Below are 11,186 nucleotides of genomic sequence, written 5' to 3'. Positions count from 1 at the left end.
AAAAAATGATTTTAAAATCTGTGAATCTGTGGCAAAAACTTTTTTAGAAGCTAAAGCGAGATGCCCTGAAAGTGCATAGTTTTAAACTCTATTTGAGACCAATAAAAAAGAAGCTGTCTGTCCTTACTTTTTCAGCCATTTATGCAGCACCTTTTCTAAATCGGCATGAACTATCGGCTTCGTAATGTAATCTGACATTCCGTGGCTGATGCATTTCTCTTTCTCACCGTTTAAAACTCCCGCGGTCAAAGCTATAACCGGAATATGCATAACTGTTTTCGATTTCCGAATGGCCGTCGCAGCGTCATAACCATTTTGAATCGGCATCTGAATGTCCATTAAAATAAGGTCCGGCAGTTCAATTTCAGAAAGGACTACTGCATCATATCCGTTTACTGCTTCAATTATAGTACAGCTGCCAATAATCTTTTTGACTAATGTTTTGGCCAAAAGCATATTTATTTTATTGTCCTCGGCAATTAATATTTTATAATTATCGAGAGAATTAGAAATCTCTGAAGATTTTTTTTCTTTAAAATTAATTGGAACCAAAGGACTGTTTTCTTTTTCATTAATTTTTTCAAAAGGAATAATAAAAAAGAATTCACTGCCCACTCCAAATGAGCTAGTCAGTTTTAGTTTACTCTTTTTTAATTTCAAAAGCTGGCTTGAAATAGCCAGACCCAAACCGGTTCCCCCGTATTTTCTTGTAGTGGTATTATCTGCCTGAATAAATGACTGAAAAATTTTCTTTTGATTTTGAGTCTTTATACCAATTCCTGTATCGATTACCGAAAATTTAATATTGGAGACAATTTCATCTGCATCAGCTTGTTCAATCTTAAGCTTTATATGCCCCAAAAAAGTAAATTTCATTGCATTACTCAGTAAATTCACTAATATTTGTTTCAGCCGGAAAGAATCTCCTTTTATAAACTGCGGAACAGCATCATCAATATGGAGCACCAAATCAATTTTTTTATGATTGGCCTCATATTTGAATAAATTTATTATTTGATTTGATAATTCGTAGATATCAATTTCTTCAGAAATCAATTCCAGCTTACCAGATTCAATTTTAGAAAAATCAAGAATATTATTGATGATTTCCATCAATGTATTTGCTGATTCATTTACTGTGGAAAGATATTCTAACTGGTCTTTATCAAATTTTGTTTTAAGCAGTAAATCGGTAAAACCTATAATACCATTAAGAGGTGTGCGTATTTCATGGCTCATGTTTGCAAGAAAATCAGACTTTGCTTTATTAGAGGCTTCTGCTTTTTCTTTTGCTTTAATGGTATCGGCTATTTCTTTTTTTTGAGTAATATCCTGAACAACACCTTTCAGAGCAACTACATTGCCATTACTGTCAGTTACCGAAACTCCTGTACAGTATACCCATTTTATTTTTTGATTTGGCAGGATAATCTTGTGCTCCATTTCATACGGTTCACTGCCTGCAATAGTTTTATTAATATTCATCCTTAATATTTCTGCATCTTTTGGCAAAAAACAGGACAAGTATTTCCCGTAAAGCTCAGTATCATTTGGAATTTTTTCAAATTCAAAAATTTTATACAATTCGTTGGACCAATTCAATTCCTGAGTTATTAAACTAAAATCCCAGCTTCCGATTTTTGCAATTTTTTGAGCTTCGTTTAATGATTTTTCACTGGATAACAGTTTTTCCTGTGTTTTTCTAATATCAGTAATGTCCCTGGCAATCGAATATACTAAGTTATTGGAATAATTTAAATTGGATTTCCACTGCAGAATAACGATTTCACCATTTTTTTTAATATATCTGTTTTCAAAATCAACTACTGGAGAATTTTTGGGTAACAAAGTGAATACTGATGAAGTCTTTTCCAGATCATCAGGATGAATAAATTCAAAAAATGGTTTAGATAATAACTCTTCTTTTGAATATCCAAGCACATTAACAAAAGAGTCATTAACCATTTTAAAATAAGCATTAGCACCTACAATACAGGCTAAATCAGGAGAATTTTTTATAAAATACTCAAAATTGATTTTATCCTCCTTCTCATCATGCAACGCTTTTATCAGCAGTTCCTGCTCCTCAACTTTTTTAAGAAGCTCTTCATAGCTAAACTCTTTTTTTGACTTTCCCATTATCCTTCCTTAAGTTAATACAACATCACTCTCGCATTTTTTTTATAAATATAGGATAGTCTGACAAAAGAAAAAATATCAAAATGGTTAAAGCGGTAAAAAAATCAAAATTTAACAATACTTAACTCATTAACAGAAGTCTAATTTTAGCCAATATTTGAAAGAAATAAAATAATTCAGTAATTAATTTCAGCTATAAAAAAATCTATGATTACCCATTTTGGTGATAAATAATGAAATTTAGATCAAAAAAATAAAAGGATTTTTTCAATGCATAACCAGCACCGAAAAAATCCTTTTTTATGTATACAGCTGCTGTTTTTTTAAGCTTCCTGCTCACCTTCCTCCAAAACCGTTTCAAATTCCATAGGATCTTCAAAATCAGTTTCTTTTATTATTTCGGGTTTAGAGTTTTTGCGGGCATTAAATTTTTCCAATTCCTCCAATTCACCATCTTCTCCCGAAAAATATGGAAATACATCCATAATTGGAGACTCAGAAATAGCAGGAATGGAATATTCGCCCATAGTCGTCTTCATCACATGAACCGTATTATCAAAAGCTTCTTTTACATCATTGGCCTGTATCAGTAAATACATATTTGATTTTCTTTCTTTACCGCTTTCTTCATCATAAGCCATTAATGAAACTCTGGTTTTAAACCAGCGGTCCGTATTTTCAAAAGGATGAATCTCCGCATAATTGGCCATTTTTATATTGGTGATTTTAAATTCTTCACTAATATAAGCGGACATCTCTTCGGTGATTCTGCTCTCTGCTTCTGTATAAGATAAAGCATCTACCAAATAAGGTTCTGTTGTAACCTTTTGTCCTCCAGTTTCATCTGTTTTTCTGTACTTAACTTTGCATTCATACCAAATTGTGCTCATATATTTTTTTTAAGGATGCCAAAGATAGATTTTAAACAAAAAAAAACGCTCAATTCGCAAAAATAGATATTCACAATTTATTTATTCATTGATAATCAATAAATTAAACATCAATCCATACAATTTAAAACTAATTTATGTAATTTTAAATACAATTAAATTTTTAATTCAAAAATGTTAAAATAAAGTTAAAGCAAAATTAAACAAGTGTTTAATTTAAACAAGTGTTTAATTTTGTACAGAATTTAAAATGGAACAGTGAAAACGGACTTTAACGAAAAACAAATTCAGATTCTTCTGGTAGCGGAAAATCTTTTTGCTGAAAAAGGATTTGATGGTACTTCGATAAGAGATATTGCCAAGGAAGCCAAAATTAACATTGCTATGGTTTCTTATTATTTTGGGTCAAAAGAACAATTATTAGAATCCATTATTCTGCACCGCGCTTCAGGCATTAAACTGCAATTGGATAATTTAATGCTGGAAGATTTAGACCCGCTTCAAAAAATCAACAAACTGGTAGCACTTTATATCGATAAAATCAATACCAACAGATGCATATATAAAATTATGCACTTTGAATTTTCAACAAGCCAGCGGGTAATAAATCTACAGGCTTTTACCGATTTAAAGCGGGGTAATTTAAAAGTATTAGAAACCATTATTGAAGATGGCCAAAAGGAAGGAGTTTTCAGAAAAGATATTGTTACACCGCTCCTTACTACAACGATACTTGGCACCTATTTTCATTTTCATCTGAATAGGCCTTTTTATCAGGAACTTTTTCAATTAGACACCGAAGAAAAATACAATACCTATATAAAAACAACTTTAACAATGCACATTCAACAAACTATTAAAGCCTTCTTAACACATGAAAATTAGCTATTTAATACTTTTTGGAGGTTTCTTCGTTGGAATTTCATCCTTATCTGCCCAAGAGAAGACCAATTTAAAGCTGGAAGAAGCAATACAATTGGCTTGGACAAAAAGTAATGAAGTTTCATTGGCGAACACCAAAGTAGACACCAAAAAACACGAATTACAATCGGCAAAAAATAATCAGTATCCTGATTTAACAATTTCTGGACAATTTCTTGGTTTGAATGAACCAACAATAAGTTCCAATATTAGTCTGGGAGACTCAGGTGCAGGAATGCCTGCCCCAGGTCATATAGCTATAGGTCAAGCGAGCTTAAAAGTTCCAATATTTTCTGGATTTAAAATTCAAAATGAAATTAAGCTTCAGGACAATTTATTCCAGGCAGAAAATGCAATGGCTTCTAAAACAAAAGAAGATGTGGCAATGAGGGTAATAAACTATTATGCCAATTTGTACAAATCGCAAAGAACCATTGAATTAATAAAAGAAAATCAAAAAAGTGCACAGCAGCGCGTTACTGATTTTATTGCTTTGGAAAAAAATGGAATTATACCTCGTAATGATTTATTAAAAGCACAGCTTCAGGTTTCTAAACTTCAGCTTTCTCTTGATGAAGCAATCAATAACGAAACGATATTCAATTACTACCTTGTTACTATATTGAAATTACCAGCAGGAACAAAATTAGTAGTTAATGAAAGTGATCTGATTAATTTCCCAAAGGATGAAATTCCTACTGACGAGAAACCGGCACTTGAAAACCGTAAAGATTTGGAAGCATTAAAATTCCAGGAGAAAGCCTCTCAAAACAACTTAAAAATGGCTCAGTCCAACTATTATCCAACTGTTGCTTTGACCGGCGGATATGCTGCTCTAAACATACAGCACATCTTGACGGTCCAAAATGCCATGTTTTTAGGTGTTGGTGTTTCATATGATCTTAGTGGTATTCTAAAAAACGGTACTGAGGTAAAAATTGCAAAAAGCAAAAATCTTGAAGTTCAAAATTCTGAAGAGTTATTAAAAGATAATATTCGCGTGCAGGTACAGCAGGCAATTACCAATTATGATCTGGCTGTAAAGCAAAGTATTGTTTTAACCCAAGCTGTTGAACAGTCTGCCGAAAATTATCGTATTGTAAAAGATAAAAACGAAAATGGACTTGCAGATACCAATGATTTACTGGATGCCGATGTAGAACAGCTTAGATCAAAAATCAGCGAAACTATTTCCAAAGTAGATGTTATTCAAAGATATTACGAATTACTATCAACAACAGGACAGCTATCACAAACCTTCAATCTTTCAAAAATATAACGACCACCAATATCATGGAAAAGAAAAAAACAAACACCAAATTCATTATAATCCTATTGGTTTTAATCCTAGGAGGAGGAACTTATGGAATAGTAAAATACATTCATTCTCAATCACATGAAGAAACGGATGATGCTCAGATAGAGAAAAACATGAACCCAATAATTCCAAGGGTTTCTGGTTATATCAGCAAAGTGTATGTAAAAGACAATGATTATGTAAAAAAGGGAGATACCTTATTTACCATTGACAAAAGAGATTACCAATTGAAAATTGAAGAAGCCAATGCTGCCTATATCGGTTCTGAAAGCAGTTTTGAATCTGCCAAGGAAGAAATTGGAAGCGCATTAGCAAATGTTGCTGTTTCGAATGCCAATATACAATCTGCAGGAGGAAATATTGAGACTGCAAAAATTAGATTAGGAAGAGCAAACAGTGATTATGTACGTTATGAAAATTTATACAAAACGCATTCGATCACTAAACAGCAATACGAACAGGCTCTAGCTGCAAAGCAAGAAGCAGAAAGCCAAGTACGTATTTTGGAACAGCAGCAAAAAGCAAGTTCTTATCAAAAATCGGCTATTGAAGCAAAATCAAGAGTTTCTGACAAACAGACACTTGTAGCTGCCGCTAATATTAAAAAAGCAAAAGCATTATTGGAAGCAGCTCAGTTAAATTTAACTTACACTGTAGTAACTGCTGCAATTGACGGTCAGGTTTCAAAAATTGATATCCAGCCAGGACAATTGGTACAAGCCGGACAGTCTTTATTTTATATTATCAATAACAATGAAGCTTGGGTTGTAGCTAATTTTAAAGAAACACAGCTAAACAAAATGGTTGTTGGGCAGAAAGTAACGATAAAAGTAGATGCGTATCCTGATTATGATTTCCAAGCTACTTTAACTTCATTTTCTCCTGCTACAGGTTCTCGTTTCTCTTTGTTACCGCCTGATAATGCTACAGGAAACTTTGTAAAAACAATTCAAAGATTACCGGTAAAAATCAACTTAGATGCATCAAATGATCCTGAAAAAGTAAAATTATTACGTCCGGGCATGAATGCTGATGTTGATGTTCATTTGAAATAAGACTTTTTTAGACTGCATGGATTATTAGACTTTTAGATGACTTAGATTGTTGGATAATTCCATACTTTCTAACTGAAAAGTCTAATAATCCAATACTCTAAAAGTCTAACAATCTAAAAAAAGTCAAAATATCCAATTTTATAATTCATATAAATGACAAAAGTACAAGCAGCAGACGACGATTTAGTAGAATACGGATTTAGACGCGTCATTATCACGATTACGGCGGTACTTTGTGCACTGTTGGAAATCGTTGATACGACTATCGTAAACGTAGCGCTTACCGACATGCGGGGAAGTCTTGGTGCAACCCTTACAGATGTGGCTTGGGTAATTACCGCATATGCTATTGCAAATGTTATTGTAATCCCAATGACCAGCTGGTTGTCGCAGCAATTCGGAAGACGTAATTACTTTGTAGCTTCGATTATACTTTTTACAGTGTGTTCTTTCCTCTGTGGAAATGCAACAAACATTTGGGAATTAGTAGCCTTTCGATTCGTACAAGGTATGGGAGGAGGAGCCTTATTGGTAACGGCACAAACAATCATCACCGAGAGTTACCCAATTGCAAAACGCGGAATGGCTCAGGCTATTTACGGAATGGGCGTAATTGTCGGACCAACACTCGGTCCGCCATTGGGAGGTTATTTGGTTGACCATTATTCTTGGCCTTACATTTTTTACATCAATATTCCGTTGGGAATTATCGCAACCGTTTTGGCAATTTCTTTCGTAAGAAGTCCAAAATACGGCGAAAAACTAAAAGCAAATCAGGTCGATTGGTGGGGAATTGTATTATTAGCCGCTTTCATCGGCTCTTTACAATTTGTTTTAGAACACGGACAACAGGACGATTGGTTTAATGACTCTTTAATTACAACCTTAAGTGTAGTAACCATTATGGGGTTAATACTTTTCATATGGAGAGAGCTCACTTATAAGCATCCAATTGTAAACTTAAGTGTTTTAAAAGACGGAAACCTGAGAATAGGAACCGTAATGTGTTTTATTCTTGGTTTTGGGTTATATGGTTCAACGCTGATTATACCAATTTATACGCAGTCAATCTTAGGCTGGACAGCTACCGATGCGGGATTATTGTTAATTCCGGGTTCTATAACCACAGCATTTATGATGCCGATTATTGGTAATTTAATTCAAAAAGGAGTACCGCAGACTTATATGGTAGCAGTAGGATTTTTAATCTTTTTCTTCTTTTGTTTCATGATGTACTGTAATATGACTCCCGACACTGGAGTAGAACATTTATACTGGCCATTGATTTTGAGAGGAATCGGACTGGGATTATTATTTGTACCAATAACCACTCTTTCATTATCGACCCTGAAAGGAAAACATATTGGAGAAGGAGCCGCTTTTACAGGAATGATGCGTCAATTGGGAGGCTCATTTGGTATTGCCATCATCACCACATTTATCACCCGCTGGAGTCAGGAACACCGAGTAAATTTACTTACGCATTTGGACCCCGCTAACTATCAGGTGCAGCAGCGTATCCTTGGTTTACAAAGAAATTTTATGTCCAAAGGATTTTCCAGCAACGAAGCCTTGGACAAAGCCTATAAAGTGCTCGAATTTTCAGTAATGAAACAAAGCACTGTTTTATCATACATGGATATTTTCCTTTATCTGGGAATCATGTTTTTATTCTGTATCCCAATTATCCTTTTGGTCAAAAAAGGAAAAAATAAAATAGATCCTTCAGAGGCTATGCATTAATTCTAGATTTCAGATTTAAAAAACTCCGAATCTCACTGATTAATTTAGTGAAATTTGGAGTTTTCTTTTTTTTAGGAGCAGAACAGTTGGTGTTTTATCAACATTCTTCCCGCTATCCGTTGCAATCTTGTATGCCAAACCCCGGCACACAAGGATTTTTAATGCTATAGGGGTTAGAGGGAAACATTTTTGCTTTTTTACAATTATCCCAACCATTGCACTCCCTTTATTCCTAAAAGATTAAATATTTCTGCAACAAATATCTGTAAAGTTTGTCATTGACAAACTACTCATAATTTTCTTTGAACTCCTATTTCTTAAAAAAATAAAACTTATCACAACAAACAAATTCTTCCTTATAAGTTTACAGTTATTATTTCTTTATATTTGAAAATAGTAATTAAAACCATTTAACTGATCAAGCTAACCTAATTTGGGTGGATTGATTTAATTTTATCAGATATACAAACAAATTACACCAGCAAACAATTGACAACTAACAACATAACGAAGAAACCTATAATTATTTTTACAGCTTTTTTATCATTTACAAGTATCTGTTTCGGACAGACTTTGGTCTCAAATAGAGAGCAAATTGAAAAAACTAAAAACGATTTTCATGATGAAATATCAAAATTCAGTACTTGTATAGTAGAAAATGATCTCAATGTCTGCACTGAAAATTTGATTAAAAGCGCAGACAATGAGTATAAAAAATATTTAACTGGAAGAATACTTTATCAAATTGACCCAGACAAATCTCTTTTACTTCATGAACAGGTCTATTTAAAAAATCCGCTTGATCAAAATTTCATTCTTGAATACGCCATTGAACTTCATAGAAGCGGAAAATATTTGGAGGCGTCAAAACTTTACGAAACTTATTCCTTAAAAGAACCTAAAGACATAAGAACTTTTGTCTGGTTAGCTGATTGTTACTTAAACATTGACAAAATAGACTTATCAATTACAAATTGGCAAAAAGCAAATCATCCTCAAAACCATACTGCAATTGACAAAGCTATTTATACCATTTATGGTAAAACAAACCAAGTTAAAACAAGAAATGACTTAAAAACGGAAATTGAAAAAGGCAAATTTTCAAGTTTTTATCCATTACTGTTTTTAGACAAAAATTGGGAATTTGATTGGTGGAACAAAGGTTCACAGGAATACTTTCTAAACGAAGACACAAAATTAGCCGAAACAAAATTAGATAAAGAAAATAACGATCTTAAAATTATAAAAGCCTATTTACAAATAAAAAAACTTGAGGAAAGCGGGAAAAATGAAGATATTAAGAAACTGCTTACCGACAGCAATATAATACTTAACAATAAACCACTTCCCGAGTTTGGAGAACTCACCTCTGACCTTTTAAGAATTTGTTTTGTAAACGGTCTATTATCCGAAAATGAATTTTATTCAAAAAGAGGTAATGAGTTACTTGATTTAGCCAAAAAGACAAAAGATAAAGATATTTTAAACATTTATGCATATTTACAAGCGACTGCTGAAGGGCAAGTAAAGCCTGAAATTGACAAATTAGGGTGGACTGAATTTGATGATGAAAGATTTGCTGTAAGCTATTTTACCATTAGGACTGACATAATAAAATCAGATGATACAGAGCTGAATGAGGCTTTAAAAAAGTATCCTAGTTCACCCTATCTTTGGTGGGTAAAAGCAAAGTGTACAAAAATGGAGGGCAAACCAGTTAGGGAACTATTAATTGAACTCATTAAGCGGGAATTTAAAACACTTGGAACAGACCCAAGTAAATATAGTTACAGACTAAAATCATACATGAACACATTGGAGACAGAAAAATAATGTACCTCACTACGGAGAGTTTCTTAAGAGAAATCATTCTTAATAGGTGAAAACGCTTTTCGAAGTCGAGAGATTTAGCAAAGCAAGAATTAACAGTAATACTTCAACAGAAAGACAAGAAACGAATGAAAGCACCAATCTTAGAAGAAAATAAATGTTCTATTCTTATTGCTGAATATGCTACAGGCCACGTTTTTAAAAAAGACTTAACAATATTCTCAAAAGGTCAGAACGACAAAGAAGTTTATCAACTATTTGACAATTTTTACGATGCTGAAAGTTTTGTCTTTAACTTAATAAAAAGTAAACCTGAATTTGAATGTTCTATCTATAATCATAAAGGAGAACATTTGAAAACTTACGACATCACAGGAGAACGAAAATTTACTAAAAACGATTAAAAACAATGTAGAATTAGTAGATAATATGAAGTTCTTTCTAAATTCTGCCTTCTGAAACCTGTAATCTAACGTGTAAAAACCAAATTATTCTCTTTGGATAAATTAGCGTCAAACTGGTAGCCTTCGTAATTGAATCCTTTTAAATCGTCAATAGTTTCGGCATTGGTATCCAAAATATAACGAACCATCAATCCCCTCGCCTTCTTAGCAAAAAAACTGATTATTTTCAGTTTTCCGTCTTTGTAATCCTTGAATTCGGGAGTGATAACGGGCACTTTCAATGCTTTCACATCAACAGCTGAGAAATATTCATTACTCGCCAAATTGATAAACAACTCCCCTTTTTTAAGTTCTTTGTTCAGGGAATCGGTAATGGTCTTTTTCCAAAACTCGTATAAATTTTTGCTTTCGCCAATAGGTAATTTTGTTCCCATCTCCAATCGGTACGGCTGAATCAAATCCAAAGGTTTTAAATACCCATACAAACCCGATAATATTCGCAATCGGTCTTGAAGCAAATCCAGTTTTTCAGAGGGAATTGTGTAAGCATCCAATCCTGTATACACATCGCCGTCAAAGGCATAAACTGCCGGGCGTGCATTCTCAGGTGTAAAAGGAGTTTTCCAGTCCTGATTGCGTTTCCAGTTCAAATCAGCCAGTTTATCTGAAATCGACATCAATTCCGATAAGTTTTTCGGGGATTGCTGTTTCAAAACTTTATGAACCTGTCTGGATTCTTTTAGAAAAGATGATGATGTATGCTGCGTAGTTGGTAATTCCTGTTCGAAGTTTAGCGATTTGGCTGGGGAAAGTATGATTTTCATTTTTTATGTGTTCTTTTAAAACGATTCCAAAAATACAAATTGAAATTTAGATTTCGGAAACT

General features: G+C 33.3%; 9 protein-coding genes. 6 read left to right on the top strand and 3 right to left on the bottom strand.

Going from position 1 to position 11,186, the window contains the following annotated elements; translation table 11 throughout:
* Positions 1 to 123 precede the first annotated feature (123 nt).
* A complete protein-coding gene (locus IRZ80_RS14245; RefSeq protein ID WP_194642240.1) occupies positions 124 to 2,139 on the bottom strand; it encodes a PAS domain-containing protein in 2,016 nt (671 codons plus the stop codon).
* Between the two features lie 323 nt (positions 2,140 to 2,462).
* Positions 2,463 to 3,029, bottom strand: a complete 567-nt coding sequence (locus tag IRZ80_RS14240) for a DUF4494 domain-containing protein (protein ID WP_194642239.1) — start codon at positions 3,027 to 3,029, stop codon at positions 2,463 to 2,465.
* Between the two features lie 258 nt (positions 3,030 to 3,287).
* Between IRZ80_RS14240 and IRZ80_RS14235 the strand changes: the two genes are divergently transcribed.
* The 6 genes from IRZ80_RS14235 (at position 3,288) to IRZ80_RS14210 (ending at position 10,300) form a co-directional block, all read left to right on the top strand.
* On the top strand, positions 3,288 to 3,914 hold the full coding sequence (locus IRZ80_RS14235) for a TetR/AcrR family transcriptional regulator (RefSeq protein WP_194642238.1): 627 nt from the start codon (positions 3,288 to 3,290) through the stop codon (positions 3,912 to 3,914).
* On the top strand, positions 3,904 to 5,229 hold the full coding sequence (locus IRZ80_RS14230) for a TolC family protein (RefSeq protein WP_194642237.1): 1,326 nt from the start codon (positions 3,904 to 3,906) through the stop codon (positions 5,227 to 5,229). Before IRZ80_RS14235 ends, IRZ80_RS14230 begins: the two co-directional genes overlap by 11 nt.
* Positions 5,230 to 5,243: 14 nt before the next feature.
* The gene (locus tag IRZ80_RS14225; RefSeq protein ID WP_194642236.1) at positions 5,244 to 6,323 is read left to right on the top strand and encodes an HlyD family secretion protein; all 1,080 of its coding nucleotides are present in this window, start codon (positions 5,244 to 5,246) and stop codon (positions 6,321 to 6,323) included.
* A 153-nt stretch (positions 6,324 to 6,476) separates the two neighbouring features.
* A complete protein-coding gene (locus IRZ80_RS14220; protein WP_194642235.1) occupies positions 6,477 to 8,066 on the top strand; it encodes an MDR family MFS transporter in 1,590 nt (529 codons plus the stop codon).
* Between the two features lie 489 nt (positions 8,067 to 8,555).
* Entirely contained in the window at positions 8,556 to 9,899 is a 1,344-nt protein-coding gene (locus tag IRZ80_RS14215) for a tetratricopeptide repeat protein (RefSeq protein WP_194642234.1), read from the top strand.
* Positions 9,900 to 10,024: 125 nt separating this feature from the next.
* Positions 10,025 to 10,300, top strand: coding sequence for a hypothetical protein (locus IRZ80_RS14210; protein WP_194642233.1), 276 nt, complete (start codon positions 10,025 to 10,027; stop codon positions 10,298 to 10,300).
* A gap of 65 nt (positions 10,301 to 10,365) precedes the next feature.
* Here IRZ80_RS14210 and yaaA read toward each other — a convergent pair whose 3' ends face one another.
* Positions 10,366 to 11,124 carry a peroxide stress protein YaaA gene (yaaA, locus tag IRZ80_RS14205; protein ID WP_194642232.1) on the bottom strand — a complete coding sequence of 253 codons (759 nt, stop codon included), beginning with the start codon at positions 11,122 to 11,124 and terminating at the stop codon, positions 10,366 to 10,368.
* Positions 11,125 to 11,186 lie beyond the last annotated feature (62 nt).

Source organism: Flavobacterium sp. HJJ (assembly GCF_015351475.1).
In the GTDB taxonomy this organism is placed as follows: domain Bacteria; phylum Bacteroidota; class Bacteroidia; order Flavobacteriales; family Flavobacteriaceae; genus Flavobacterium; species Flavobacterium marginilacus.
The sequence above is the reverse complement of the archived record's forward strand: the minus strand, read 5'-3'. Positions and strand labels throughout refer to the sequence as shown.